This is a genomic window from Vibrio sp. KUL80, assembly GCF_059725495.1.
Genome location: NZ_AP045841.1, coordinates 320,324 through 347,315 on the forward strand (window position 1 = coordinate 320,324; position 26,992 = coordinate 347,315).

The 26,992-nt window shown below is 48.2% G+C and carries 22 protein-coding genes and 1 pseudogene; 16 read left to right on the forward strand and 7 right to left on the reverse strand.

Annotated elements, in window-relative coordinates:
* Nucleotides 1-47 precede the first annotated feature (47 nt).
* From AC6I8U_RS01440 to AC6I8U_RS01510, 15 genes and pseudogenes are all read left to right on the forward strand, one after another.
* The gene (locus AC6I8U_RS01440) at nt 48-1,697 is read left to right on the forward strand and encodes a type IV pilus secretin PilQ (protein ID WP_498018297.1); all 1,650 of its coding nucleotides are present in this window, start codon (nt 48-50) and stop codon (nt 1,695-1,697) included.
* Nucleotides 1,698-1,882: 185 nt separating this feature from the next.
* Nucleotides 1,883-2,401: a shikimate kinase AroK gene (gene aroK / locus AC6I8U_RS01445; RefSeq protein ID WP_042477283.1), complete on the forward strand. Its 519-nt coding sequence runs from the start codon at nt 1,883-1,885 to the stop codon at nt 2,399-2,401.
* A gap of 29 nt (nt 2,402-2,430) precedes the next feature.
* Nucleotides 2,431-3,516 (forward strand): 3-dehydroquinate synthase, encoded by a 1,086-nt coding sequence (aroB, locus tag AC6I8U_RS01450; RefSeq protein WP_498017567.1) that lies wholly within the window; start codon nt 2,431-2,433, stop codon nt 3,514-3,516.
* Between the two features lie 100 nt (nt 3,517-3,616).
* The gene (locus tag AC6I8U_RS01455) at nt 3,617-5,116 is read left to right on the forward strand and encodes an SPOR domain-containing protein (protein ID WP_498017568.1); all 1,500 of its coding nucleotides are present in this window, start codon (nt 3,617-3,619) and stop codon (nt 5,114-5,116) included.
* 157 nt (nt 5,117-5,273) lie between these two features.
* Entirely contained in the window at nt 5,274-6,098 is an 825-nt protein-coding gene (locus AC6I8U_RS01460; RefSeq protein ID WP_498017569.1) for a Dam family site-specific DNA-(adenine-N6)-methyltransferase, read from the forward strand.
* Nucleotides 6,099-6,178: 80 nt separating this feature from the next.
* The gene (gene rpe, locus AC6I8U_RS01465) at nt 6,179-6,856 is read left to right on the forward strand and encodes a ribulose-phosphate 3-epimerase (RefSeq protein WP_042477203.1); all 678 of its coding nucleotides are present in this window, start codon (nt 6,179-6,181) and stop codon (nt 6,854-6,856) included.
* Between the two features lie 12 nt (nt 6,857-6,868).
* Nucleotides 6,869-7,549, forward strand: a complete 681-nt coding sequence (locus AC6I8U_RS01470) for a phosphoglycolate phosphatase (protein WP_128648105.1) — start codon at nt 6,869-6,871, stop codon at nt 7,547-7,549.
* A 172-nt stretch (nt 7,550-7,721) separates the two neighbouring features.
* On the forward strand, nt 7,722-8,738 hold the full coding sequence (gene trpS, locus AC6I8U_RS01475; protein ID WP_128648092.1) for a tryptophan--tRNA ligase: 1,017 nt from the start codon (nt 7,722-7,724) through the stop codon (nt 8,736-8,738).
* Nucleotides 8,739-9,012: 274 nt separating this feature from the next.
* The gene (locus tag AC6I8U_RS01480; protein WP_498018298.1) at nt 9,013-11,631 is read left to right on the forward strand and encodes an ExeM/NucH family extracellular endonuclease; all 2,619 of its coding nucleotides are present in this window, start codon (nt 9,013-9,015) and stop codon (nt 11,629-11,631) included.
* A gap of 141 nt (nt 11,632-11,772) precedes the next feature.
* Nucleotides 11,773-12,354, forward strand: coding sequence for an aminodeoxychorismate/anthranilate synthase component II (locus tag AC6I8U_RS01485; protein WP_498017570.1), 582 nt, complete (start codon nt 11,773-11,775; stop codon nt 12,352-12,354).
* 381 nt (nt 12,355-12,735) lie between these two features.
* Nucleotides 12,736-13,947 (forward strand): aspartate aminotransferase family protein, encoded by a 1,212-nt coding sequence (locus AC6I8U_RS01490; protein ID WP_498017571.1) that lies wholly within the window; start codon nt 12,736-12,738, stop codon nt 13,945-13,947.
* An 81-nt stretch (nt 13,948-14,028) separates the two neighbouring features.
* A complete protein-coding gene (gene astA / locus AC6I8U_RS01495) occupies nt 14,029-15,048 on the forward strand; it encodes an arginine N-succinyltransferase (protein WP_446568985.1) in 1,020 nt (339 codons plus the stop codon).
* Between the two features lie 100 nt (nt 15,049-15,148).
* A pseudogene (gene astD / locus AC6I8U_RS01500) lies at nt 15,149-16,614 on the forward strand (succinylglutamate-semialdehyde dehydrogenase).
* Between the two features lie 10 nt (nt 16,615-16,624).
* Nucleotides 16,625-17,416 carry a DUF1338 domain-containing protein gene (locus AC6I8U_RS01505; protein ID WP_498017572.1) on the forward strand — a complete coding sequence of 264 codons (792 nt, stop codon included), beginning with the start codon at nt 16,625-16,627 and terminating at the stop codon, nt 17,414-17,416.
* A gap of 484 nt (nt 17,417-17,900) precedes the next feature.
* Entirely contained in the window at nt 17,901-19,100 is a 1,200-nt protein-coding gene (locus AC6I8U_RS01510; RefSeq protein WP_498017573.1) for an IS4 family transposase, read from the forward strand.
* Between the two features lie 143 nt (nt 19,101-19,243).
* Here the strand turns inward: AC6I8U_RS01510 and crp are convergent, their stop codons facing one another.
* From crp to AC6I8U_RS01535, 5 genes are all read right to left on the reverse strand, one after another.
* Nucleotides 19,244-19,876, reverse strand: coding sequence for a cAMP-activated global transcriptional regulator CRP (gene crp, locus AC6I8U_RS01515; RefSeq protein ID WP_004410522.1), 633 nt, complete (start codon nt 19,874-19,876; stop codon nt 19,244-19,246).
* A 243-nt stretch (nt 19,877-20,119) separates the two neighbouring features.
* Nucleotides 20,120-20,989 (reverse strand): phosphoribulokinase, encoded by an 870-nt coding sequence (locus AC6I8U_RS01520; RefSeq protein ID WP_042477219.1) that lies wholly within the window; start codon nt 20,987-20,989, stop codon nt 20,120-20,122.
* Between the two features lie 127 nt (nt 20,990-21,116).
* Complete coding sequence (locus AC6I8U_RS01525) at nt 21,117-21,329, reverse strand: YheU family protein (RefSeq protein WP_498017574.1); 213 nt, start codon at nt 21,327-21,329, stop codon at nt 21,117-21,119.
* A 73-nt stretch (nt 21,330-21,402) separates the two neighbouring features.
* The gene (locus AC6I8U_RS01530) at nt 21,403-22,380 is read right to left on the reverse strand and encodes a hydrolase (RefSeq protein ID WP_498017575.1); all 978 of its coding nucleotides are present in this window, start codon (nt 22,378-22,380) and stop codon (nt 21,403-21,405) included.
* The gene (locus tag AC6I8U_RS01535; protein ID WP_498017576.1) at nt 22,377-23,765 is read right to left on the reverse strand and encodes an aminotransferase-like domain-containing protein; all 1,389 of its coding nucleotides are present in this window, start codon (nt 23,763-23,765) and stop codon (nt 22,377-22,379) included. Before AC6I8U_RS01535 ends, AC6I8U_RS01530 begins: the two co-directional genes overlap by 4 nt.
* Nucleotides 23,766-23,892: 127 nt before the next feature.
* On the opposite strand from AC6I8U_RS01535, the gene AC6I8U_RS01540 reads away from it, so the two are divergent.
* The gene (locus AC6I8U_RS01540; protein WP_498017577.1) at nt 23,893-24,489 is read left to right on the forward strand and encodes a LysE family translocator; all 597 of its coding nucleotides are present in this window, start codon (nt 23,893-23,895) and stop codon (nt 24,487-24,489) included.
* Here the strand turns inward: AC6I8U_RS01540 and AC6I8U_RS01545 are convergent.
* Both AC6I8U_RS01545 and AC6I8U_RS01550 read right to left on the reverse strand, forming a co-directional pair.
* Nucleotides 24,479-24,958, reverse strand: a complete 480-nt coding sequence (locus AC6I8U_RS01545; RefSeq protein WP_498017578.1) for a TIGR02444 family protein — start codon at nt 24,956-24,958, stop codon at nt 24,479-24,481. The genes AC6I8U_RS01540 and AC6I8U_RS01545 overlap by 11 nt on opposite strands.
* The gene (locus AC6I8U_RS01550) at nt 24,955-26,877 is read right to left on the reverse strand and encodes an ABC transporter ATP-binding protein (protein WP_234495082.1); all 1,923 of its coding nucleotides are present in this window, start codon (nt 26,875-26,877) and stop codon (nt 24,955-24,957) included. The genes AC6I8U_RS01545 and AC6I8U_RS01550 overlap by 4 nt, the downstream gene beginning before the upstream one ends.
* Between the last annotated feature and the right edge of the window lie 115 nt (nt 26,878-26,992).

Consider the following 26,992-nt stretch of genomic DNA (forward strand, 5'->3'; position numbering starts at 1 on the left):
ATCTAGTCATTGCTCTGGCGTTAGTTTTGTTTGGCTTGGTATCCAGTATGGCAAATGCCAACAATCTAGAGCGCGTATCCTTTGAGGTGGATGACAAGCGTCAGGGCGTCATTGTTATTGAGTTATCTGATAACGCTATTGCGGTGGATGTCGCTGGGGCTGAGTATGGTCTCGATATCATGCTCCAACAAACCTCGGTGGGCGCTGAGCAGCTGTCGATTTATGATGTAACCGATTTTGCCACATTGGTGAACACGATAGAGGTATTCGATGAAGCGCCACACGCTCGCCTTCAAGTTTCCTCAACCCAAGCTGTCGACTATCAAACGATGGTAAGAGGGAATCAGCTTCGAGTGACCGTTATTCCACTCACTCAAGAGAAAGCCGATGAGAAAGCGCTCGAAACCATCAACAAAGGGCAACTGACCTCGATTAACTTTCAAGATATGCCGGTGCGCAACGTGCTTCAGCTTCTTGCCGATTACAACGATTTCAATCTAGTCGTATCCGATACGGTGCAAGGCAATCTCACATTGCGATTAGATAGCGTGCCTTGGACAGACGTTCTGGACATTATCTTACGAGTGAAGGGGCTTGATAAGCGAGTGAAAGGGGACGTAGTGTTGGTCGCTCCCAAGGCTGATTTAGACAGGCAGGAGAAGCAAGCGCTTGAAAAGAACCGACTGACTGAGCAAATAGGGCAACTCGAGTCGCAGATCGTCAAGATTCACTATGCTAATGCGTCGGATGTCGCTGCCATGATCGGTGGCGAAGGGGCGGTGAGTATGCTCTCTGAAAGAGGCTCTGTCGCGATTGATGAGCGGACCAACTCCCTACTGCTACGTGAGTTACCGAGCAACATTAAAGTGATTAAATCGATCATTGCCGAGCTCGATGTACCGGTTAAGCAGGTACAGATAGAAGCGCGTGTTGTGACGATCAAAGAAGGTAATGTTGAAGAGCTTGGTATTCGTTGGGGTGTCAGTTCGACCAATGGCAATACGACAATTGGTGGCTCTATTGAGAGTAACCTGGCCGCTGCGGGTATTGGTGATGGGAGCCTTGAAATCGATGATATTCTGAACGTAAACCTGCCTGCCATTTCCGACAATGCATCGAGCATCGCCTTTCAAGTGGCAAGTCTAGGTTCAAACACCTTACTCGACTTAGAACTCTCGGCCCTACAAAACGAGTCAAAAGCAGAGATCATTTCAAGCCCAAGGCTTATCACCACCAACAAGAAATCCGCCTACATTGAGCAAGGAACTGAGATCCCATACCTCAAATCCACTTCAAGTGGCGCAACTGCGGTAGAGTTTAAAAAGGCGGTGCTCTCGCTTACCGTCACCCCACAAATTACGCCGGACAATCGACTCATTTTAGATTTGGACGTTACCCAAGACCGCGTTGGTGAAGTGCTGAAAACCCTTGAAGGAGAAACGGTCGCAATCGATACTCAACGAATTGGCACCCAAGTATTAGTCAACAATGGCGAAACAGTGGTTTTGGGAGGAATTTATCAACATTCCTTTTCAAATAAGATAGATAAAGTGCCGCTTCTCGGTGATATTCCGGGTTTAGGTGCATTATTTAGACGAACCTACGAAAATATCGGCAAGAATGAGTTATTAATCTTTGTCACGCCACAGATCATTACCCCTACACCCGTCGTGGCTGAGCGTGGTAACTCATTGTAATTTAGCCAGTAATTGAAAATGACTAAAAATAAAGTTGCATTCAAGTCACCTTACCTTGATAATTTCGGGTCTTATCACGACTTATCTGTGAGGAATCGGTGCCACAAGCCCTTTTTTCCGAGGCTCCTTATCGGTCTTTTCTTGTGGCGATGTCATTGAATTAACGTTGTAAATTAATGCTGAACATGGCTGAGAAACGTAATATTTTTCTTGTTGGCCCTATGGGTGCCGGCAAAAGTACAATCGGTAGACACCTAGCTCAACAACTTCATATGGAGTTTGTTGATTCTGATACCGTAATTGAAGAGCGCACAGGCGCAGACATCGCATGGGTGTTTGACGTTGAAGGCGAGGAAGGTTTCCGTAAACGCGAAGAAACCGTTATTAATGATCTAACCGAGCAGCAAGGTATTGTACTTGCTACTGGTGGTGGTTCTGTAAAGAGCAAAGACAACCGTAACCGTCTGTCTGCTCGCGGTATCGTTGTTTATCTAGAGACTACTATCGAAAAACAACTAGCTCGCACAAACCGCGACAAAAAACGTCCACTACTTCAAACGGATAACCCACGCGAAGTACTAGAGAACCTAGCGGACGAGCGCAATGATCTATACAAAGAAGTGGCGGACTATGTTGTTCGTACTGACGATCAAAGTGCAAAAGTGGTAGCCAACCAAATCGTAAAAATGCTAGAAGAAGGTTAATCAAACCTTTTTTATTAGGAGAGCAAACCATGGAACGGATTACGGTCGATCTTGGTGAGCGCAGCTACCCAATTTCAATTGGTGCCGGGTTATTCAAAGACTCGGCTCAATTTGCCCAAATTCCAGACGGAAAATCGGTGGTGGTGATTACCAACACCACAGTTTCCCCTCTATATGCTCAAACCATTCTTGAACCGCTTGATAGCAAAGGGTGTAAGACCTCACTGCTAGAATTGCCGGATGGTGAGCAATATAAATCGTTAGACACCTTCAACACCGTGATGACCCATTTGCTTTCCGGCAACTATGGTCGTGACGTGGTGGTCGTTGCTCTTGGTGGCGGCGTGATTGGTGACCTAGTCGGCTTCTCTGCCGCTTGTTATCAGCGCGGTGTTGATTTTATTCAGATCCCAACGACTCTGTTGTCTCAAGTCGACTCGTCAGTGGGTGGCAAGACTGCAGTCAACCATGAGCTGGGCAAGAACATGATTGGTGCTTTTTATCAGCCTCAATCTGTCATTATCGATATCGAGTGTTTGAAAACCCTTCCAGAGCGAGAGTTCGCTGCTGGCATTGCAGAGGTTATCAAGTACGGCATCATCTACGATCCGTCTTTCTTTGAATGGCTTGAAGAGAATCTCGACAAGCTGTATGAACTCGATCAGCAAGCACTGACCTACGCGATTGCACGCTGCTGTCAGATCAAAGCTGAAGTGGTTGCGCAAGACGAGAAAGAGTCTGGTATTCGTGCGTTATTGAATCTAGGTCATACATTTGGTCATGCGATTGAAGCAGAACTAGGGTATGGTAAATGGTTACATGGAGAAGCGGTCTCTTCAGGTACGGCAATGGCGGCGCATACTGCACAGCTGCTTGGTGATATTACACCAGAGCAGGTAACTCGTATCATTAGTCTGCTTGAGCGTGCCAAGTTGCCGGTGCACACACCAGAATCAATGAGCTTCGATGATTTTATGAAGCACATGATGCGCGATAAGAAGGTGCTTTCAGGCAAGCTTCGTTTGGTGTTGCCAACGTCTATCGGTACCGCTCAGGTCGTCTCTGACGTACCAAGTGACTTGATCAAGCAAGCAATCGATTTGTGTCGACAGTAATGTCGTCTCATTAAGCCTTAGTTAGGCTGATGACGCTTATATGAGAAGAGGCTCCATTGTGGGGCCTTTTTTAGTTTGGATGGGTGTAAATAGGAAACGAATGAGTTTGTCCTACGAATTGCGAGTGCTTGAACTCGACTCGCAGACACAATTACTTGAGCGAATGCAGCTGTTAACTCAGTTTGCATCGAACTTTGTTGTCGTCAAAGGAGAAGCCGGAGCCGGTAAAACGTGGTTGGCACATCGCTTCTTGGAAGCGTGGTCGCACGACAAAAACCAATCGCTGGTCACCTGTCTTGCGAATCAAGAAGACGAGGTGAATCGCGGCAACATCTTAAGGCAGTTGTTTCCTCAATCGATGTACAGCACAACAGATTCTCTCAACGACAGTGTCGAGCGTATTTTAGAGGGCGAGTCCTGTAACATCGTGATTGTGGTAGATAATGCCCATCACGCCTCGCAAGCACTGCTGGCTGAACTGTGGTTGTTGTTCACCGCGGCCCAGCACACCCCGAAGCAAAATATTAGTATTGTACTGTTTACCGCTAGTGACTCCGTGTCGAGCAAGCTTTCCCGGCTAAGCCATGGTATGGAAGCGAAGCCCGTTGAGCTGGATGTGGATGAGCTGTCGGACGCGGAAGCAGAGCAGTTTTTTGACAGTTTAGTGCTTCGCTATCTTGATGAAAGCGTTGAAAAAAGAACCAAAAGCGCGTTTACTAATACCAGACCACTTCCCGGAGAGATTTTGGCGCTAGGAGAGCACAAGGTGGAAAAGAAAGTGATTATTCGTTCTTTAGTCGGTTCGCCGGCTAAGATTGCAGCCACAATCGCAGTGATTCTGTTACTGCTGTTTTTGGGCTACCGTTGGCTCCTGCAGTCACCAAAACCAAGTGTTGAGCCGCTAGAGCCAGCATCGAGCGAGCAAACGGTCATCCCGACCCTAGATCAGCCACAAGATGCGGCGACGCTCGAGCAAGCAGAAAAGGCCAATCGAGAGATGCCTGATGATCTAACAGCAACGGATGATTCGTTGGCACTGCCTCCGACAGTAACGTCAGAAACCGCGAGTGTGGGCGAAGAGGAGTCAGGTGAGCGTGTTGTTATTACCTCCGATGTCGTTGATGCCCTGCTTGAGGATAAAACGGACATTGCTGCTGAGAAAGCCACGGAAATACAACAAGCGGTGGATAGTGCCAGCTCTAGCGCTCAGCAAGCGACTCGCTCACCACAAACGCCACCAGAAGAGACTGTGGTCGAGATAGAAGAGACCGAAGCGCTGCAAACGCCAATTACCTTCTCTTTTGCGAGAGACCAGCTCAATGCACTGCCATCGAATAGTTACACGCTGCAAATCGCGGCAATGACCGAGATGGAAGACTTGCAGCTGTTCCTAAACCAGCACACCTTCGATAAGCCAATTCGTGTCTACCCGACGCTGCGCGGTGAGGAAAAGTGGTATATCGTTACCTACGATAACTTCCCAAGCATTCAATCGGCTCGAGATGCGGCAGATAATCTGCCTAGTGAGATTAAGTCTCTGGGTCCTTGGCCAAAAGCGATGAGCCAAGTGAAACGAGAAATTGAACGCTGGGCTGAATAAGCTTCGACCTAGTCGCGTGTGAGCGAGTTAACGGCGATTCAGTCAACATTTACACCAAGCGCTGTTGACCTTTCTACCAGAAAGGTCAACATAACAATTTGAATTATGATATATTCCCCAGCCTTAATTTTTGGGGTGGCAGTAAATAGAGCAAGTAATGAAGAAGCAACGTGCCTTTCTTAAGTGGGCTGGTGGAAAATATGGCTTGGTTGAAGACATTGAAAAGCATCTGCCAGACGCTAGAAAGTTGGTAGAACCCTTCGTTGGTGCAGGCTCTGTTTTTCTGAATACGGATTATGAGCAATACCTGCTCGCCGATATTAACCCCGATCTTATCAATCTTTACAACCTGCTTAAGACGCAGCCAGACCAATACATTGCTGAGGCAAAACGTCTGTTCACTCCAGAGCACAATCGTAAAGAAGTCTATCTCGATATTCGCGCTCAGTTTAATCAAACCGACGATGTTATGTTTCGCTCGGTGGCATTCCTGTACATGAACCGCTTTGGGTTTAACGGCTTGTGTCGTTACAACAAAAAGGGTGGCTTTAACGTACCGTTTGGTTCTTACAAAAAGCCATACTTCCCAGAAAAGGAGATGGAGTTTTTTGCGGAGAAAGCGAAGAAAGCGACCTTTGTGTGCGAGGGTTACCATGAGACCTTTAAACGCGCTCGTAAAGGCAGCGTGATTTACTGCGATCCACCGTACGCACCGCTCTCTAATACGGCCAACTTTACCTCTTACGCAGGTAATGGTTTTACCTTAGATGACCAAGCTGCGCTGGCGGATGTGGCGGAGCACGCGGCATTTGACCGTGGCATTCCAGTGCTGATCTCCAATCATGATACGACATTAACGCGACGCTTGTATCATGGTGCTCAACTCAATGTGGTCAAAGTGAAACGTACCATTAGTCGTAATGGTGCCGGGCGCAATAAAGTCGATGAATTATTGGCGTTATTTGAGCCGCGAGATCAATAACTCCTCGTTAGGGGCTAGGATTTAATCAACCGCTTCGGTAGAATTGCGCACGCTTGCAATCCATTTCACTGAGGTTAGGTATGAAAGATTTTCTTATTGCTCCATCCATTCTCTCTGCAGACTTTGCTCGTCTGGGTGAGGATGTCGAAAAAGTACTCGCTGCGGGTGCTGACGTCGTTCACTTCGATGTGATGGATAATCACTATGTGCCTAACCTAACGTTCGGCGCGCCAATCTGTAAAGCGCTGCGCGACTACGGCATCACGGCTCCTATCGACGTTCACCTGATGGTGAAACCAGTCGACAACATCGTACCTGACTTCGCGAAAGCAGGCGCAAGCATGATCACTTTCCACGTCGAAGCGTCTGAGCACGTTGACCGTACGCTTCAGCTCATCAAAGAGCACGGCTGTCAGGCGGGTGTGGTATTAAACCCTGCAACGCCGCTTTCTTGCCTAGATTACATTATGGACAAGGTAGACCTGATTCTACTGATGTCAGTAAACCCAGGCTTTGGCGGTCAGTCATTCATCCCATCAACGCTAGATAAGCTGCGTGAAGTTCGTAAGCGTATCGATGCATCAGGTCGTAACATTCGTCTAGAGATTGATGGTGGCGTTAAGGTGGATAACATCCGCGAAATCGCTGAAGCAGGTGCAGACATGTTTGTTGCGGGTAGCGCTATCTTCAATCGTCCTGATTACAAAGAGGTGATTGACGAGATGCGAGCTGAACTTGCGAAAGTAGAAAGCAAGTAACGGGCAGTCATGATGAGCACAATTAAACTCGTTGTATTCGATCTCGATGGTACGCTTCTCGACAGCGTGCCTGACCTTGCCCTAGCGGCTGACCAAGCGGTTCAAGAGCTTGGTTACCCGGCGGTAACAGAAGAGCAAGTTCGTGACTATGTTGGCAATGGCGCTGACATCTTGATTGGTCGTTCGCTGAGCCAAAGCATTGAGGTTGACTCAAGCTTGTCTCCAGAACTACTCGCGAAAGCACGTGTTCTGTTCGATGATTTCTATAAAGCGAGTGGTCACAAACTTAGCCACCTATACCCAGCAGTGCACCAAACGCTGGATACCTTGGTTGCAAACGGTATCACTGTCGCTCTGCTAACCAACAAACCATCAAAGTTTGTTCCAGAACTACTCGAGCAGCACAAGCTGGATAAATACTTTAAGCATGTGTTGGGTGGCGACGCGTTTGAGAAGCGCAAACCTGATCCGATTGCTCTGCATTGGCTAATGGAGCAAGAACAAGTCTCTGCCGACCAAGTACTGATGGTTGGCGATTCAAAGAATGACATCCTTGCGGCACGCAACGCGGGTTGTCACGCGTTTGGTTTGACCTATGGTTACAATCACGGTGAGCCAATTGCCAATGCCAAGCCTGATTTTGTCGCTGACATTGTGTCGGACGTGCTAAAAGCGGTCGGTATCGACGCTTAACTTCCTTAACATGCCGTGAAGCCAGTGTCTTTGGGTCTCTGCGCCATAAACACTTAGCTATAAAACACTGGCAAAATACTCGCCAATGAGTACACTGCTAAAACCGCGTTAGAATAACGCGGTTTTTCATTCTCCTAAATTATCTCGTCAAGAAGTCAAAGGAATCATAATCATGAGCAAACCCATTGTATTAAGTGGTGTTCAGCCGTCAGGTGAACTAAGTATCGGTAACTACTTGGGTGCTCTACGTCAATGGCAACAAATGCAAGACGACTATGACTGCCAGTACTGCGTTGTTGACCTTCATGCCATCACGGTTCGCCAAGATCCGAAAGCGCTGCATGAAGCAACTCTAGACGCACTAGCAATCTGTCTTGCGGTTGGTGTTGATCCAAAGAAGAGCACGCTATTTGTTCAGTCACACGTACCAGAGCATGCTCAACTTGGTTGGCTTCTTAACTGCTACACCCAAATGGGTGAACTGAATCGTATGACTCAGTTTAAAGACAAATCTCAGCGTTATGCGAACGATGTGAACGTCGGTCTATACGATTACCCAGTTCTAATGGCTGCGGATATCCTGCTATACGGTGCGCATCAAGTGCCTGTAGGCAGTGACCAGAAGCAGCACCTAGAGCTAGCGCGTGACATCGCGACTCGTTTTAACAACATCTACAGCCCTGAATCGCCAATCTTTGAAGTGCCAGAGCCGTACATTCCAACGGTGAATGCGCGTGTAATGAGCCTGCAAGATGCGACTAAGAAGATGTCTAAGTCGGACGACAACCGTAAAAACGTGATCACACTGCTAGAAGAGCCAAAGTCGATTCTTAAGAAGATCAACAAGGCACAAACAGATACTGAGACGCCGCCACGCATTGCCCACGATTGGGATAACAAAGCGGGTATCTCTAACCTAATGGGTCTGTACTCAGCAGCAACCGGTAAAACGTTTGAAGAGATTGAAGCGCAATACGCAGGCGTTGAAATGTACGGTCCATTTAAGAAAGATGTCGGTGAAGCACTCGTCGCTATGCTTGAGCCAATTCAGTCTGAGTATCGTCGTATTCGTGAAGATCGTGCCTACATGGATGAAGTGATGCGCCAAGGCGCAGAGAAGGCATCTGCTCGCGCGGCAGAGATGCTAGCGAAAGCGTACAAAGCGGTGGGTTTTGTCGCTCGTCCATAGGTGTAACGCACTTAACTATTGATAATTAAATCATTGAATTTAAAGCCCCTTGGTTCGCCAAGGGGCTTTTTTTGTGCGTATTTACTTATCCTGTTGATAGTTTGGCACAGGTGGCAAACTTGGTACTTTAAATTTGATCGATATCTCAGTTAACTGAATGTTCATTATTCATTTGCAATAAAAATGACAACACTCGTCTCGAAAATAGCAAGCTTATATACAACAAAGTGCAATCATGGCAACGGACAGATTGCCATTCAATTCGAGGTGAATGATGACACGCACAAACAAAAAGCAGTGGTTGGCGTTAGCTGTCTCATCCGCATTAGCGGCTGGGGCGCACGCCGAAATTTTTATTTCTCAGTATGTTGAAGGTGGTGGCTATAACAAAGCCGTTGAGATAGCGAACTCAGGTGACAGTGATGTCACTTTGACTGACTATCAACTGGCAAAGTCACCGAATGGTAACGGCTCTTGGGACTCGCTCGACCTATCGAGTTACACCATTCCCGCGCATTCGGTATTGGTGTTTGCAAACTCCAAGGCTGATGAGGCAGTGCTGGCGCTAACGTCGGTTGCAACAACTCATCAAGCGCTGAACTTTAATGGCGATGACCCTATTGCTCTGTTGGATAGCAATGGGCAAGTGCTGGACATGGTTGGCGCGATGGGCGAGACCTTCGGCAAAGATAAAACCCTAGTTCGCTACCAAAATGCCTATCAGCCATCGAGTGTCTACATTGCGCAGCAATGGGCAACGTTAGCAAAAGATGACCTTACCGGACTGGGGGAGCTCGAAGCTCTTGAGCCTCCGCAAGCCTTTCAGTGTCTAGATAATGGTCATGACCCGGTATTTACCGCGATTCAGGCGATTCAAGGAGAGGGGAGTCGCTCGCCATACATCAATGGCTACCCTTATATCACGGACGAGCAGTTCTTTGTTCAAGGCGTGGTATCCGCAGTCAGTACGGGCATTAACCAAGGCTTCTATTTGCAGGCTCTAGAAGATGATCATAACCCGCTGACATCAAATGGGTTGTATGTTTACACCCAGTCTAATCCAAGTCTTGCGGCTGGAGATGTGGTGTGTGTTCGCGGGCAAATCCAAGAGTTTTATGGTCAAACACAGCTAAAACTCAATGATCAAGATTGGGTAAAACAGGGTGAGCAGACAGCGCCTGTAGCGACACAGGTTGAGGTGTTGGCATCCGATGAGAACTTTGAACAAACCCTTGAGCGCTACGAGGGAATGTTGGTGAATCTGCCGCAAGCTCTCGATATGCGCGTCAGCCGCACCTTTGGCTATGACTATTCTGCTCGTCGCAATAACATGGTGCTGGCCCACGAGAGGGTGAATCTGCATCCGAACCAAAAATACGCGGCTGGATCGGATGAGGCTAAGGCGCAGAGTGAAGATAACTCACTACGCCGTTTATTCGTCGAGTCACCGACGCCAGCCGCCAATGGCGTGGTACCTTACTACCCAGAGTTTGGTCGCAGCGATGTGGACCAAGATGGCAGCACTGAGGACTACATTCGCATCAACGATACCCTATTTGGTATCGAAGGTGTGATTGGCTACAGCTATGGCGACTATCGCTTGTACGTGACCAGCACCATCTCTAAGGATAATTTTGTTCGTAATACGCCGCGTACTGAACAGCCTAACCTCGCTGAGCAACCTTGGAATAAAAAAGATCTGCGCGTTGCAACCTTTAATGTACTCAACTATTTCACTTCACCATTTGGCGGCGACGAGAACCGTTTTGGCAGTAATCGCGGGGCGAGCAATCTAGGTGAGTTCGAGGTACAGCAAGAGAAAATCTTACAAGCTCTGCTGCGTTTAGATGCCGACATCATTGGGTTGATGGAAATTGAGAACAATGGTTTTGGCGATAACGGTGCTATCGCTCAGTTGGTGAATGAGCTGAACTCGCGAGTGGATAATCGCAAACAGCGCTACGAGTTTGTGCCTGTCGACAGTAACCAAGATGGTGTAATTGATGCCTTAGATGCAGTGGGTACCGATGCGATCACTACGGGTGTTATCTATCGTCCAAGCAAGGTAAAACTCAAACAGGTCAATGTGATAGAGATGCCGCGCCAAGTCGCCCCAGAGGTGTTGGATGATGATGGCAAAGTGATCGAAGATGGTAAGAACTATCAGCGTAATACCCTAGCACCAACCTTCAAGGTGAAGGGGGGCAAAGAGAAGCTGACCGTGGCAGTGAATCACTTTAAGTCAAAAGGCTCCAAATGTTGGGAAGATGCGGCTCCCGAGTCTGAGGGTGGGCAAGGTGGTCAAGACATCGATCAGCAAGGCTCATGTGAGGCATTTCGCGTAGCGGCAGCAGTGGCATTGGGTGATGCGCTTGCTCAAATTAAGGGGCATAAGGTGGTGTTAGGTGATTTCAATGCCTACGGCAAAGAAGACCCAATGCTGGTACTGACAGACTATACGGCTGAGCAATATGGCAAAGTCATTCGCGCTGCTCGCAATACCTTCATTGGAGAAGATGAGCAGTTTGGTGACCAAGGGGCTGTTATCGACCATAGCTATGGCTTTATCAACGTGCTGGGTGAGATGCACCCTGACGGTTGGAGCTATTCTTACAATGATGAAGTAGGTGCGCTAGACCATATTCTTATTAGCCCTAGTTTATCAAAGCGCGTGGTTGATGCGACCGAATGGCACATCAATGCGGCGGAATCGACCTTGTTTGATTATAACGATGAGTACAAAGGTGATCTGCCTAAGCATCAAGATCATTACCGCTCGTCAGATCATGATCCAGCTGTCATTGATCTCAATATAAATGGCGGCTCCGTTGGGGTCTTTGCTCTGTCTGTGCTTGGTCTTATGGGATGGCGTCGTCGACAGCTAAGTCGCTAACGCATTCTAATCAAATCTAACGCATACGCGGTGGGACCTTAGGTCTCGCCGCGGTTTTCTACCGATTTTTTCTTGCCTTTCTGCCACCATGTTGCAAAATACCGCCTTATTTTTTGCAAACTCAATGTGACCGCGAGCGCTATGCTACTCATCATCGATAACTACGACTCCTTTACCTTTAACCTGTTTCAGTACTTCTCTGAACTGGGCGCTGAGGTGAAAGTGGTACGCAATGATGAGATTGATATTGCAGGTATTGAGGCATTAAACCCTACCCACTTGGTGATTTCCCCCGGCCCTTGCACGCCCAATGAAGCAGGGATCTCGCTTGAGGTGATCAAACACTTTGCTGGCAAATTACCACTGCTTGGCGTCTGCTTAGGTCATCAGGCGATTGCACAGGTGTTTGGTGGCGAGGTGGTACGTGCAAGACAAGTCATGCACGGTAAGACATCGCCGATTCGACACACGGATCAGAGTGTGTTCTCAGGACTCAACAATCCCCTCACCGTGACGCGTTACCACTCGCTCATTGTTGATCGTGACAGTCTACCTGATTGCTTTGAAGTGACCGCTTGGACCGAGCTTGAGAATGGTGAGTTCGACGAAATCATGGGGTATCGTCATAGGAGCCTCAACATCCACGCAGTACAATTCCACCCAGAATCCATCAAGACTGAGCAAGGGCACGAGCTTTTGCGTAACTTTCTGTTGCAGAAATAGTCGATCTAGATCACTCTTTTTTGTTTTCTTATCCCTCATAAGTTTAACTTATGGCTTTGCAAGTTTATTCGCTTTTACTGATGTGAAGCGAGTGAACACCTTACCTGAGCAGTTTCTTCGCCTCTTCGTCAAAAAACACTTCATTCAAATTCATTTATGATGCATAAATACTCATAAGGCGATATTGAATCCGGCGCAAAGTGCGCCTAAAAAGATTTTTTCACTATTGCTATGGTTAAATAAATGTAAATACAATGCTGCATCTGTGGAAAGTCGATAGAAAATGTTCTGTCGCCGATGGAAAGAGAAGGTTCCCCTAAAGCCGCCTTGTTGAAGGCAAACCTCTTTTCACCCACACGCAGTAATAAGAAGGAATGTGTTATGACAACGGAAAAAGCGGTAACTCGTGAGTGGTTCGATGAGGTAATGGTACCTTGTTATAACCCGATGGAGATGATTCCAGTTAAGGGCGAGGGTGCACGTGTTTGGGATCAGCAAGGTAACGAGTATATCGATTTTGCTGGTGGTATTGCGGTGAGCTGTCTGGGTCATTGCCACCCTGCTATGGTCAACGCCGTGACTGAGCAAGCCAACAAAATTTGGCACCTAAGTAACGTAATGACCAATGAGCCAGCGCTGCGTCTTGCGAAGAAACTCACCGAAGTGAGCTTTGCTGAACGTGTGTTCTTTGCTAACTCTGGTGCAGAAGCAAACGAGGCAGCGCTTAAGCTTGCTCGTCGCTGGGCTGCGGATGTACATGGTGCTGAAAAGTCAGAAATCATCGCCTTTAACCAAGGCTTCCACGGCCGTACCTTCTTTACGGTAACGGTGGGCGGTCAAGCAGCCTACTCTGATGGCTTTGGTCCTAAGCCTGGTGACGTGACACACATTCCTTACAACGATATCGCTGCGCTTGAAGCGCAAATGTCGGATAAAACCTGTGCGGTCATGATGGAGCCGCTACAAGGTGAGGGCGGTATTGTTTCTCCGCAACCTGAATTTGTTCAGGCTGTTCGTGAGCTTTGTGATAAGTACAATGCGCTGCTTATCTTTGATGAAGTGCAAACAGGTAACGGTCGTACTGGTCACTTCTACGCTTACCAAGGTCTTGGTATTACGCCTGACATTCTAAGCACGGCTAAATCATTAGGTGGCGGTTTCCCTATCGGTGCCATGCTAACAACAGAGAAGCTGGCAGCCCACATGAAGGTCGGAACTCACGGTTCGACCTATGGTGGTAACCCGCTAGCATGTGCGGTAGCAGAAGCGGTCGTTGATGTAGTGTCTCGTAAAGATGTACTTGAAGGTGTTGCGGAGCGTGAGGCATGGTTCCGTGAAGGTCTTGAGAAGATTAATGCCAAATACGGCATCTTTGGTGAGATCCGTGGTAAAGGCTTGCTACTTGGCGCTGCGCTTAACGAAGAGTGGCAAGGTCGCGCTCGTGATGTTCTGGTGGCTGCAGGTCAACAAGGCTTGATGGTGCTGGTCGCCGGTGCCAACGTGGTGCGTTTCACGCCATCACTGGTTATCACTAAGCAAGAAGTTGAAGAAGGATTAGCTAAGCTAGACAAGGCCATTGGCACACTAGTTTAAGCAGACAGCCGAGAAAACGGCTATTTGATGCTCTCTCGGATTTGGATGTTCCGAGAGAGTCTGCGTCAGGAGGGATTATTGATGCTTGTTGTTCGTCCTATCTCTATATCTGATTACGATGCACTGCATACTTGCGCCGTAGAATCAGGTCACGGTTTTACTTCTCTTCCCGTTAATGAAGAGCTACTGACAAACCGAATTACCCACTCTGAATACAGCTTTGCTAAGCAAGGTGTCACGTCGCCTACCGACGAAGGCTACCTGATGGTTGGTTTCGATACTGAAACCGGCGAAGTCGCAGGGACAACGGGTATTGAAGGTGCGATTGGTTGGGATGTTCCTTTCTACTCTTATCACATCAGTACAGTGGTGCACTCATCACCGAAGCTGAACGTGAATAACGTGGTGAAGCTACTGACGTTTGGTAATAACTACACGGGCTGCAGCGAGATCTGTACCTTGTTCTTGCGTCCAGAATTTCGTGGTGGTTTGAATGGTCGCCTGATGTCTAAATGCCGCTTCTTGATGATGGCAGAGCACCCAGAACGTTTCTCAAAGACTATTTTTGCTGAGATGCGTGGTGTGTCGGATGCAGAAGGCAACTCTCCGTTTTGGAAGTGGCTTCAAGAACACTTCTTCTCTATCGACTTTACCTTAGCCGACTATCTCACTGGTATTGGTAAGAAAGGCTTTATTGCCGATTTAATGCCAAAACTACCGATTTACATCAACCTACTGAGCAAAGAGGCTCAAGAGGTTATCGGTCAGGTGCATGAGAACACGCGTCCAGCGTTGAAACTGCTTGAGAACGAAGGTTTTACCTGTCGCAACTATGTCGACATTTTCGATGCGGGTCCAACCGTGGAATGTGACCTTCGCAATATCCAAGCGGTGCGCGATTCATTCCGTGCCAAAGTATCGGTTTCTGAGCATACCAGCTCGCAAGACTATCTGATTGCTAACACCTCATTTGAGCATTTCCGCGCAACTGCAGCTAAAGCCGCGTTTGATGCGGAATCTGGCACCGTATTGCTTTCTCCTGAAGCGGCCGATGCACTTAATGTTGCTGAGGGCGACATGGTTCGCATGTTGGCGCAATAAACGAGCTAGCGCGTTACTAGATCAGCAATAAGACAAACCGCAATAAGCATAAGATGGCCGCTCACAGCGGCCACATTTCAAAGACCAAAGGAATTTCACTATGTCTCAACAAACTCAATGGATCTCGGGTAACTGGGTGGCAGGTCTCGGTGATGCGTTTCAGTCACTGTCGCCATACGACAATAACATCATCTGGGAAGGTCAATCGGCGACACCTGAGCAGGTAGAGCAGGCGGTATCTTCTGCTCGTAAAGCGTTTGTTGAGTGGAAAAAAGACCGTTCGCTGAGCGTGAGGCTATTGTGCTGGCGTTTGCCGACAAGGTTAAAGAGCGTAGTGAAGAAATCGCCATTGCGATTGCCAAAGAAACCGGCAAGCCGCTATGGGAAACGCGCACTGAAGCGGGTGCAATGGCTGGTAAGATTGCCATTTCGATTCGTGCCTACCACCAACGTACTGGTGAGAGCCAACGCGAAGCTGCTGGAAACCAAATTGTCCTCCGTCACAGGCCCCTTGGTGTTATGGCAGTGTTTGGCCCTTATAACTTCCCTGGTCACCTACCGAATGGTCATATCGTACCGGCCTTATTGGCAGGGAACACGGTAGTCTTTAAGCCTTCAGAGCAAACACCACTGGTGGGTGAAATCGCGATGAAGATTTGGGAAGAGGTGGGATTGCCTGCAGGTGTCATTAACCTGGTTCAAGGTGGAAAAGAAACCGGTATTGCTCTTGCTGATTCAAAGGGCATCGATGGTGTGCTGTTTACGGGTAGTGCTAACACAGGTCATATTCTTCATCGTCAATTTGCGGGTCAACCTGGTAAGATGCTGGCGCTTGAGATGGGCGGTAACAACCCACTTGTTGTCAGTGAAGCGTTTGGTGATGTGGATGCAGCGGTGTACACCATTTTGCAATCAGCCTACATCAGTGCTGGACAGCGTTGTACCTGCGCACGACGCCTTTATGTGCCATTTGGTGAAAAAGGTGATCAATTAGTAGAAAGCTTAGTGTCAGCCATTAATAAGATCCGCATTGATGAGCCGTTTGCAGAGCCTGCACCATTTATGGGACCGCAGATCTCAGAGCAGGCCGCAGACCATATTATTGCTGCGCAAGCTGAACTGGTGAAGCTAGGCGGTAAGAGCTTAGTCGAAGCAAAACGCTTGAATGCGGCGTTTGTAACCCCAGCACTGCTAGATGCGACAGATATCGCGGAGCTTCCAGATGAGGAGTACTTTGGGCCGCTACTGCAACTGGTGCGCTACGAGACCCTAGAGCAAGCTGTTGAACTTGCTAACGACACTCGATTTGGTCTGTCGGCAGGTCTTATTTCAGAGCGCGATGAGGAGTGGCAGTATTTCACAGACCACATTCGAGCAGGCATTGTAAACCGTAACCGTCAGCTCACAGGTGCGAGCGGTGATGCGCCATTTGGTGGTCCGGGCGCTTCTGGCAACCTTCGTCCAAGTGCGTTCTACGCAGCAGATTACTGCGCTTACCCTATGGCATCAATGGAAGGCGATAACACCGTTCTTCCTGCGACGTTGAGCCCTGGCATTGAACTATAAGGATCTGGTTATGACTGTTGACGCGTTATTTGGCCATTTGTGGCAAGACTACATTACTCGCTTATGTCCTTCAGCTCACAAGGTTCATGACTTGCTGAGAGAAGATGAGTCTCTAATCAATGACCATATTGCTCTGCGAACCTTTAATGTCGCACCGCTGGGTATCGACACGCTGGCTAAGCCGTTTCTAGACCTTGGTTACGAGGTGAGTGGTCAATACGACTTTGAATCCAAAAAGCTGACTGCGATTCACCTGGAGCATAGCGACGCTTTGCTTCCTAAGGTGTTTATCAGTGAATTGCGAGTAGAAGAGTGCTCTAAATCGCTACAAGATATCGTGGCTAAGCTAGTGGCTCAGGTGGACAGCGCTAAGCTATCTTCTGCTGAGTTCTTATATGGTGGCCGCTTGTGGGATCTAAGCTATCAAGACTTCCAAACACTGGCACAAGAGAGCGAGTATGCCTCATGGCTTGCCGCTCATGGTTATGGCGCGAATCACTTTACGGTGAGCGTGAACCAGCTTGATCGCTTTGCAGAGGTTGTTGGTGTAAACCAGCACCTTCGTGATGCAGGGTTTGCGATAAATGAATCAGGTGGTGAGGTAAAAGGCTCACCAGAGGTTCTTTTGGAGCAATCCTCGACGATGGCAGACAAAGTGTCCGTGGCATTTACTGATGGTGACCAGGTGATTCCTGGTGGCTTCTATGAGTTTGCTAAGCGCTATCAGTTAGCCGATGGCAGTTACTACCAAGGTTTTGTTGCTGCATCGGCGGACAAAATTTTTGAGAGTACGCATCAGTAACGATAAACCCCACAGCGCCGTCATTCCATTAGCCGTGCGCCTACGCAGGCAGGAATCTACTCGAGGCTTGGTACGCGCTTAAAGAAGACCCCTGCCTGCGCAGGGGTGACGATAGTTTTGGGTTAGTAGTACTCTCAAAACTCGTCATCCCTTCAACACGCGTCATTCCTGTGTAGGCAGGAATCTACTTGAGGCTTGGTGCGCGCTTTAAGAAGACCCCTGCCTGCGCAGGGGTGACGATAATTTGGGGTTAGAAGTACTCTCAACGCTCGTCATTCCACTGGTCGTGCGCCCGAGTATTGAGGCTTAGTGCGCGCTTGAAGAAGACCTCTGCCTGCGCAGAGGTGACGATAATTTGGGGTTAAAAGTACTTTCAACACGCGTCATTCCTGCGTAGGCACTGACGAATCCCCAAAAAATGACAAGCATGGCGAGTTGTGATCTTATGTAATCGCCAAAAAACAAAAGTACAACTCACGATGCCATGCTTATTACTAAATTTTGCCACAAAACCCTCCACCAATCTCTAGCTGATTTCAATCAAGCTAGGGTAAATTCATTACTGACCGCTAGTAACGCACTTATTCGTTCTAATGAGTTGAGTCTGACGGCTATCGGTCGTTGTCTCGAAGGCTTAACCTCCGTTAAACACAAAATCAAACGTATCGATAGACTTCTCGGTAACCAAAAACTCCATAGTGAACGAGATAGTATTTATCGAGCCTTGTTCAAAGGCTTATTCGCTAAGCTTCCGTGCTATGTGGTTGCAGTAGATTGGAGTGGGTGTTGTAACCGTGAACATTGGCTTCTAAGAGCTAGCTTGCTAGTAGATGGTAGGGCCATTCCTATCTACAACACGGTCGTGACGCAAGACAACCAAGAGAAGGAACATATCCATAATCAATTTCTCGACGTTTTAGCTACGATGCTTCCCGCCAACAAAACTGTCTATATCGTCACAGATGGCGGATTTAAGACACCGTGGTTCAAAAAAATAGAGAGCCTCGGCTGGTATTATCTCGGTCGAGTACGTGGTCGGATTTTTGGAAAAGTTGATGGTAGCTCATGGTGTTCAGTTTCAGAGCTTGGAAAAAATGCGAACATAAAGGCTAAAAAGCTGGGTGATGGGTTACTTGGAAAAACATCGAAGAGCCAAGTATCGTGCTCTTTTGTTAGCTACAAGGGGAAAGCAAAAAACCGGCATAAGATAAAACAACGAAACAAAGGTATTTATCCTGACGCAGAAAGGACATATAAGTCCATTGCGAAAGAGCCTTGGATATTAGTAACCAACGACTCGAAGTTAAGTCCAATGAAAGCTGTGATTTACTACAGCAAAAGAATGCAAATCGAACAAAACTTTAGGGATGATAAAAGCCAACGCTATGGGTTTTCTTGGCACCACAGCCAGACACAGAACTCAGAGCGGATCTCCATACTTTGTTTGATTGCTTGTATCGCAACTCTCGTTTTATGGGTGATCGGTTTTGCGTCTGAAAGGAAAGGTATTAATCAAAAATATCAAGCAAATACGACTAAATCAAAACGTGTTTTGTCATTCCTAACGCTAACCAAAAACATGATATTAGATACAAGCAAAGCACAGTTGATTCGATTATTTAGCAGTGGGTTGGCGATACTCTCAAAAAACTATCTGAGAATTATCGACCAACCGTTGTTCTGAAAAATGGGGATCCCTCAGTGCGTAGGCAGGAATCTACTCGAGGCTTGGTGTGCGCTTTAAGAAGACCCCTGCCTGCGCAGGGGTGACAATATAAAAACAAAAAAGCCACCCGAAGGTGGCTTTTTAAATCTTGCGACGCGCTCTTAGCGAGTACCGTAAACCACGATAGTTTTACCGTGTGCAGAAATTAGGTTCTGCTCTTCTAGCATCTTAAGAATACGACCTACTGTTTCACGAGAACAACCAACGATTTGGCCAATCTCTTGACGAGTGATCTTGATTTGCATGCCGTCTGGGTGAGTCATTGCATCTGGTTGTTTCGCTAGGTTTAGTAGCGTCTGTGCAATACGACCCGTTACGTCTAGGAACGCTAGGTCACCTACTTTTTGGCTAGTCACTTGTAGACGACTTGCCATCTGAGCAGATAAGCGCATTAGAATGTCTGGGTTAACTTGGATAAGCTGACGGAACTTCTTGAATGAGATTTCCGCAACTTCACAAGGTGATTTTGCTCGTACCCATGCTGTACGTTCTTGGTCTTCTTCGAACAGGCCTAGTTCACCAATGAAGTCACCTTGGTTAAGGTAAGACAAGATCATCTCTTTGCCTTCTTCATCTTTGATAAGTACCGCTACAGAACCTTTTACGATGTAGTAAAGCGTCTCTGCTTTTTCGCCCGCGTGGATTAGCGTGCTCTTCGATGGATACTTGTGAATGTGGCAGTGTGAAAGGAACCACTCTAACGTTGGGTCGGTTTGAGGTTTACCTAGAACCATATATCTTACTTCCTCTGCAGGGTATGCTTGCTGCTTTCCATATTTGTTAGCAAGCCCGTTTGTTAAGACTTACTAGCATAAAAGCACTTTGAAGATGGCGCAAGCGATCTTCTGTTTCAAAGAAATAGTATCCTTTTTTGCGCCACTTTTCTTGATTTTAATCGTGTCATAAGCCCATTTATCTATACAAAACTGTGCACATGATCACGGTATAAAAAATCATCGAGATTCGGCTCACAAAACCTAACCTATTTTGCCGGTTTCTATGAGCTGTTGAAGTATTGGCCTGACGATTAATTCCATCGCAAAACTCATCTTACCCCCAGGGACCACTATGGTGTTGTGGCGAGACATAAACGAGCCATCAATCATGGCGAGCAGGTAAGGGAAGTCGACATTCTTGATACCACGCAGGCGAATTACCACAAAACTTTCATCCAAGCTCGGAATGCCTTTAGCGTTGAGCGGGTTGGAGGTATCGACGGTGGGTACACGCTGGAAGTTGATGTGAGTGCGTGAAAACTGTGGCGTGATATAGCTTAAGTAGTCATCCATTGAACGAACAATCGAATCGGTGACCGCTTCTCTTGAGTGACCGCGATCACGGGTATCTCGCACGAACTTTTGAATCCACTCGAGGTTAACGATAGGCACCATGCCAATCAGCAGGTCAACGTGCTGAGCGGCATTCACATCACCGTCGACGACGCCACCATGCAGGCCTTCATAAAACAGCACATCGCTATTTTCTGGCAGGTCTTGCCATGGGGTAAAGGTGCCTGGCATTTGATTGTAGGGTACGGCTTCATCAAAGGTATGCAGGTAGCGGCGAAACTGCCCCGTACCATTTTGCCCATAGTTGCGAAAAAACTCTTCTAGAGCAGGGAAGTCGTTGGCTTGAGGACCAAAGTAACTGATGTGTTTGCCTTGCTCTTTCGCCTTGCGGATCTCGATATCCATCTCTGGACGAGTAAAGCGGTGAAAACTGTCACCTTCAATAAACGCGGGCTTGATGCTCATCATGTTGAACATCTTGCGGAATGCTTCTGACGTTGTTGTCGTTCCAGCTCCAGAGGAGCCCGTTACAGCAATGATCGGGTGTTTTGCTGACATAACACTTCCTGTGTATTTGTAATTGTCGTTATAAATTTGCTAACTCACATAAGGAGTTAGACCTTATGGGCCAATTTCAGTTCAATAGCCTTTCAATATAGCAGTTACTTACATCGCTACCGAAAAATTACAACGAGCGACGAGATTTAATGTCGACAGTCTCGTGCAGCTCAGAGAACACGATGACGGCTTCTCCGCTTTCGAGTTGGCTGCGAACATGGCGAATCTTGTCGTCTAGCGACACTTCCGACTCACCATAGTCGGTGCCTTCGCGCAGCACGAACTCTTTAATAAGGTTGTCCAGCGTATCTGCATCAATTTGTTGCCATGGGATGATCATAAATACCTCTCAATTCTATGACCGCAGGATTATACCATTGCTGATTCACAAAGGGAGTGGTTGCTCTTTTCGGCTAGTCAATCAGATGCTGGTAGTAACTTGGCAGGGTCTCTTCTAGCCAAAAACGCGGGCGCCTGAGACTGCCAGTCATAAAGCCGACATGACCACCACGTTCAAGCAACTGGTAGTCGATATGGTTTGGAAGTGTAAAGGTTGGAATGACCTCGTGTGTCATAAAGGGGTCATCCTTGGCATGAATAAACTGAGTCGGTACCGCGATTTCTCGTAGGCGAGGTAGACCAGAGCAGCGCTGATAATAGTCATCGGCACCCTTGAACCCATGCAGAGGTGCTGTGATCAAATCATCGAACTCGTAGAGTTTTTTCATGTTCTTGATGCGCTCTTCGGTCAGCCCGAGAACTTCACTCAGTAGATGAAGTTTGTTAAGCGCATTCTTTTTCATTGAGCTGAGCAGGTAAGAGCGATAGACCTTGGAGAAGCCTTGCTCTATACGTCTCGCGCACGCTGCGAGGTCGAGCGGGGCAGAGATGACGGTCGCACCATCCAGCTTAGTATCATTGCCATAGTGAGCAAGATAGTTGGTGAGCATATTGCCGCCAAGGGAAACGCCTATGGCAACCTTTTTACTATTTGGGTAACGATGATCCAAAAGCTCAATGAACTGTCTTGCGTCACCAATCTCACCGGAATGATAAGCCCTGGCAAGTCGATTTGGGTTCGGCCCACAGCCGCGAAAGTGCATCATGACAGACAGCCAACCCTGCTTAGCGAACGCGTGCATCAGACCGTTGGCGTAGGGGCTGTAAAAGCAGCCTTCTAAGCCATGGAATAGAATGAACACAGGCTTGCTTTGGGCACTTTCTCCATGGGGATCTTCACTCCATGCCAACTCGACAAAATCCCCATCTGGGGTGTCGAGTGTTTCCCAAATTGGCTCAAACAAAGCTTTGCGGCGCACAAAGCGTGGGATAAGCGTTTGGATGTGTGGATTGGCTAGCCCTTTGGCGGCGATAAAGTGTTTGCTGCTCATAACGTAAATTCACTTACGGGATTGGATAGTAGTAATGTTTTTAAAGTATCTACGCCTAATTGTAGCTGCTCGATCGTTTGAGGTGAGCTCAGCGACAGGCGCACCGCAGGCGCGACTGAACCGCCAGGAGGTGCGAACAGCTCGCCTGATTTGACGATAACCCCTTGCTCTGCCGCTCTGCTGACGAACTCACTCAGTCGCCAGTGCTCAGGTAGAGTTAGCCAAACATGAAACCCACCTTGCTGGTAACGAAGGTTAAACTCACTCAGTGCGTCTACTGCAACAGCGATACGCTTTTTCATCTCATTGTGAATGATGGTGAGGTTGCGCTCGGCATCACCTGAGGTCAGCATCTCACAGGTTAGGGCCGTGAGCAGCGGGCTTATCATCCAGCTATGGTTTTGCAGTGTCATCACGAGGTGCTGATAAAGCTTTTCTGGAGCGCTCATATAACCCACTCGCAAACCCGGTGCGAGACACTTTGAGAAAGCACCAATATGGATAACCCGCTCAGGCGCGAAGTTCACCATGGGCGCTGGGGCTTTTTCTAACAGCAGGCCGTTTATTTCATCTTCAATCACGTAGACATCATAGGACTCACAGATACGCAAGATATCGCGGCGGCGCTCTTCAGGCATAATGGCGGTGGTTGGGTTTTGCAGCGTTGGCGTTAAGTAGATAAAACGCGGAGAGTAGCGTTGGCAGCAAACCTCTAGAGACTCTGGCGTGATACCGAACTCATCCATATCTACGCCTTTGAGCGTCAACTGATTCTGACGCGCCAAGCTGATCACGCCAGGGTAGGTGTACTTTTCGACTAAGACGGTATCGCCTGCGCGAGTGAAGGTGTCGAGCACCATTTGAATCGCATGCTGAGCGCCTGAACTAAACAACATTCGATGTGCGGCGAGCTTGATGCCTTTTTCATTGAGCCATTTGGCGACAGTGCTGCGGTGTGCATCAAGTCCAGCGGGTGGTTGATAGAGCATCAACTGGTTGAGGTGCGAGTTCGAGCTTGAGATACGCTGCATGGCTTGTTTCAGCATATCGCCTCTGTCGAGCAGAGGCGGAATGTTATAGCCAAAATTCATTTCGCCTTGTGCCACTGTGCTTTGCTCGAACACCCAGCTTGGTTTATTGGTATCGGAGACATAGGTGCCCGCGCCGACTTTAGCTTCCACCAAGCCCCTTCGTTCTACCTCCGCATAGGCTCGGGTAATCGTGCCTACCGTGACATTGAGCTTGTCTGCCAGCCAGCGATGGGTGGGCAGCTTACTGTTTGCTTTAAGATCGCCCTCTTCGATCATCGTGGCGATCTGATCGGCGATCTGCTTGTAGATCGGCGCTGGATCTTGCTTGAATACGGTAATTGTCTCGATTGTCATGGTGACAATAAATCCTTTGCGTCTGATTTATGGCTTTGTTAGGGTTATTTTGAGCTCGCATTAACAATAAATCAACGTATTTGTGAAAATTGTACCGATACAATTTTGTAGCAATAGGAGAAAAAGGATGGATTGGTCATTTTTGCTATCAGTGGCACTATTCGCAGTGGTCATGACGGGGACGCCGGGTCCTAACAATGTCATGTTAACGGCGTCGGGCGCTAATTTTGGCTATGTTAGATCGATCCCGCACTTTCTTGGGATTGGCCTAGGTCTGATCAGCTTGATCTTGTTGAATGGTGCCGGTCTCGGCGTGATCTTCCAAACCTACCCTATGATTCAAGAAGTTCTCAAATGGCTGGGCAGCGCCTATTTGCTATATTTGGCTTGGCGAATTCTCACCGCTGGGATCAACAAAGGAGAGTCTGATAGCAAAGCCAAACCTATGACCTGCTTTGAAGCCATGACATTTCAATATTTGAACCCAAAAGCTTGGGTGATGTCGGTCACCGCCGTGAGTTCGTTTGCATTGAGCGGTGACTACTATTGGTGGTCGCTGGTGGGGATATCGGTGATCTTTTTGCTGGTTCAGATACAAACGTCGTCGGTATGGGTAGGCTTTGGCACCTTTATTCGCCGCTGGCTGGCCACACCGACTGCGTGGCGCCGCTTTAACTCCAGTATGGCGCTGCTTACTGCGTCATGTGTGGTGTTTATTTGGTAGCGAGTTCGCTGACGGGTTTGGCGAAGACAAGCCTTAGATGCTCAGCGCCAAGTTGGCGACAGTAGCCGAGTACGAGTGCTTCACCTTGCTGCGGACTGAGCGTTAACGCATTAATGCAATCAACAAGGTCGGATTGCTGCTGCTTCTCAAGGCTAAGTTCAAACTCAAGCGCTTCACGATAGAGACTATCAACCACACTGTGTTTGAGTTGGCGGCGAATATCACGAAATTGATGCAGCAGTTTTTCCGTGCGACCGAGACAGGATTGAACATGATGCCAATCCTCGGCATTGAAGCGAAGTGCCTGTTCGTCCAGACACTTCAGTAGCAACAGCAGATTGACGTTGCCGTGGTAGTGATTTTGCAGATTTAAGCACGCCTCTTTTACCTCACGCACCCCATAGTATTGCAGACTGAACTGCCATAGGTGATCAAAAGTGAGGTTTGAAGATGCGTGCTCGCGGGTCATGACTGATTGAATTCCTGTTCCATCTGCTCAAGAACTTCTTGCTGCGCCATCCAGTCCATTTCGACTTCTTCAAGTTCGGATTTGCTGGAGGCTTGCTTGGCAAGTACTTCATTGAGTTTAGCTTTATTTTCCGCATCATACAGAGAAGTATCAGACAATTGCTCCTCTGCCTCAGCGATGAGGGCGGATAACTTATCCATTTTTTCCTCAAGCTTTGTCAGTGTTTTGCGAATTGGCGCGGTTTGCTTACGAAACTCGGCGTCTTTACGTTTTTGCTCTTTCTTTGCTGCTGCACTGTTATTGGAGGTTTTGTCTGGCTCATTGGCTTGAGCCTCTTTACGCTCGATCTTTTGTTGTTCGGTCAGCCACTTATAGTAGTCCACCAAGTCACCATTAAATGGCGCTACCTGACGGTCGTGCACTAGGTACAAGTCATCCGTGGTGGCGCGCAGTAGGTAGCGATCGTGGCTGACGATGACCATGGCACCCTCAAAGGTTTGCAGTGCAAGCGTTAAGGCTTGGCGCATATCCAGATCAAGGTGGTTGGTCGGTTCATCGAGCAGCAATAGGTTTGGCTTTTGCCACACGACAAGCGCTAATACCAGTCTGGCTTTCTCGCCACCAGAGAACGGCGCGACTTTTTCAAGCGCTTTATCCCCTTGGAAACCAAAGCTACCCAAATAGTCACGAAGCTGCTGCTCGGTATGCTGCGGTGCGATCTGCATCATGTGTTGCAGCGGTGTCTCTTCTGGGTGCAGGGTTTCTAGTTGGTGCTGGGCAAAGTAACCAATCTTAACGCCTTGAGAGTAATTAAGATCGCCCCCTTTGGCCCCAAGCTCGCCTGACAGCAGTTTGATCAGCGTGGATTTACCCGCGCCGTTACGACCCAATAGACCAATTCGGCTACCTGGAACCAGATTTAGACGGATCTTCTCAAGAATGATGTTGTCATCGTAACCCGCCGAAACGTCATCCATCATGATGATTGGATTTGGCAGTGCCGCAGGCTCTCTGAACTCGAAGCTAAATGGATTATCAAACTGAGCAGGCAGCACTTTTTCCATACGCTCTAGTGCTTTAATACGGCTTTGTGCTTGGCGTGCTTTCGATGCTTTGTAGCGGAAGCGGTCGATGTACTTCTGCATATGCGACATCTGCTTTTGCTGCTTCTGGTATTGAGCCTGTTGCAGGATGAGTTTTTGCGCGCGCTGCTCTTCAAACGACGAGTAGTTGCCTGTGTACTCGTTTAGCAGTTGATTCTCGATATGGATAATACGGCCGACGATTGGGTCAAGGAAGTCTCGGTCGTGCGAGATCAAGACAAGTGTACCTGGGTAGCTTTGTAGCCAGCGCTCAAGCCACATGACGGCGTCTAAGTCCAAGTGGTTGGTCGGCTCATCGAGCAGCAGTAGATCTGAGCGGCACAATAGCGCCTGCGCGAGGTTAAGGCGCATACGCCAACCACCCGAGAACTGGGTCAGATTCCACGTCATCTGCTCTTGGCTAAAACCAAGACCATCTAGAAGCTCTGCTGCGCGAGCACGGATGCTGTAGCCGCCAATGACTTCGATTTTGCCATGCAGTTCAGCAACCAGAGTGCCGTTGTCTTGCTGCTCAGCGTCGACCAGCTTTTGTTCCAGTGCACGATACTCACGATCGCCATCAATTACGTATTCAATCGCGGTTCGCTCTAGTGCTGGGGTTTCCTGTGCAACCCAAGCGAGCTCCCAATGGGCTGGCTGACTAAAAGAGCCTGCATCAATGGAGAGTTCGTCTTTGAGCAGCGCAAAAAGAGTGGATTTACCACAACCGTTTTTGCCGACTAGACCCACTTTGTCACCAGGGTGAATGGTGGCAGAGGCTTGATCGAGCAGTGGTTTACCGCCGCGAAGCAATTGAATATCAGAGAAGGTGATCATAAGGAAACAACTAGCTAGTGATTGAAATTTCGACCCACGAATACTATGGGGAAAGCAGCGAAATGTCGATCATTATCCCTTGTGAGAAGTCATAAATAGCAAGGCAATCAGAGGC

What these genes read in the sequence shown, in the direction of transcription:
- AC6I8U_RS01490 (WP_498017571.1), top strand. Translation starts at nt 12,736, where the DNA reads ATGACAACGGAAAAAGCGGTAACTCGTGAGTGGTTCGATGAGGTAATG.
- aroK (WP_042477283.1), top strand. Translation starts at nt 1,883, where the DNA reads ATGGCTGAGAAACGTAATATTTTTCTTGTTGGCCCTATGGGTGCCGGC.
- AC6I8U_RS01530 (WP_498017575.1), bottom strand. Translation starts at nt 22,380, where the DNA reads ATGAGCAGCAAACACTTTATCGCCGCCAAAGGGCTAGCCAATCCACAC.
- AC6I8U_RS01480 (WP_498018298.1), top strand. Translation starts at nt 9,013, where the DNA reads ATGACACGCACAAACAAAAAGCAGTGGTTGGCGTTAGCTGTCTCATCC.
- rpe (WP_042477203.1), top strand. Translation starts at nt 6,179, where the DNA reads ATGAAAGATTTTCTTATTGCTCCATCCATTCTCTCTGCAGACTTTGCT.
- AC6I8U_RS01505 (WP_498017572.1), top strand. Translation starts at nt 16,625, where the DNA reads ATGACTGTTGACGCGTTATTTGGCCATTTGTGGCAAGACTACATTACT.
- AC6I8U_RS01485 (WP_498017570.1), top strand. Translation starts at nt 11,773, where the DNA reads ATGCTACTCATCATCGATAACTACGACTCCTTTACCTTTAACCTGTTT.
- AC6I8U_RS01550 (WP_234495082.1), bottom strand. Translation starts at nt 26,877, where the DNA reads ATGATCACCTTCTCTGATATTCAATTGCTTCGCGGCGGTAAACCACTG.
- crp (WP_004410522.1), bottom strand. Translation starts at nt 19,876, where the DNA reads ATGGTTCTAGGTAAACCTCAAACCGACCCAACGTTAGAGTGGTTCCTT.
- AC6I8U_RS01540 (WP_498017577.1), top strand. Translation starts at nt 23,893, where the DNA reads ATGGATTGGTCATTTTTGCTATCAGTGGCACTATTCGCAGTGGTCATG.
- AC6I8U_RS01455 (WP_498017568.1), top strand. Translation starts at nt 3,617, where the DNA reads ATGAGTTTGTCCTACGAATTGCGAGTGCTTGAACTCGACTCGCAGACA.
- aroB (WP_498017567.1), top strand. Translation starts at nt 2,431, where the DNA reads ATGGAACGGATTACGGTCGATCTTGGTGAGCGCAGCTACCCAATTTCA.
- astA (WP_446568985.1), top strand. Translation starts at nt 14,029, where the DNA reads ATGCTTGTTGTTCGTCCTATCTCTATATCTGATTACGATGCACTGCAT.
- AC6I8U_RS01470 (WP_128648105.1), top strand. Translation starts at nt 6,869, where the DNA reads ATGAGCACAATTAAACTCGTTGTATTCGATCTCGATGGTACGCTTCTC.
- AC6I8U_RS01545 (WP_498017578.1), bottom strand. Translation starts at nt 24,958, where the DNA reads ATGACCCGCGAGCACGCATCTTCAAACCTCACTTTTGATCACCTATGG.
- AC6I8U_RS01535 (WP_498017576.1), bottom strand. Translation starts at nt 23,765, where the DNA reads ATGACAATCGAGACAATTACCGTATTCAAGCAAGATCCAGCGCCGATC.
- AC6I8U_RS01440 (WP_498018297.1), top strand. Translation starts at nt 48, where the DNA reads ATGGCAAATGCCAACAATCTAGAGCGCGTATCCTTTGAGGTGGATGAC.
- trpS (WP_128648092.1), top strand. Translation starts at nt 7,722, where the DNA reads ATGAGCAAACCCATTGTATTAAGTGGTGTTCAGCCGTCAGGTGAACTA.
- AC6I8U_RS01520 (WP_042477219.1), bottom strand. Translation starts at nt 20,989, where the DNA reads ATGTCAGCAAAACACCCGATCATTGCTGTAACGGGCTCCTCTGGAGCT.
- AC6I8U_RS01525 (WP_498017574.1), bottom strand. Translation starts at nt 21,329, where the DNA reads ATGATCATCCCATGGCAACAAATTGATGCAGATACGCTGGACAACCTT.
- AC6I8U_RS01460 (WP_498017569.1), top strand. Translation starts at nt 5,274, where the DNA reads ATGAAGAAGCAACGTGCCTTTCTTAAGTGGGCTGGTGGAAAATATGGC.
- AC6I8U_RS01510 (WP_498017573.1), top strand. Translation starts at nt 17,901, where the DNA reads ATGCTTATTACTAAATTTTGCCACAAAACCCTCCACCAATCTCTAGCT.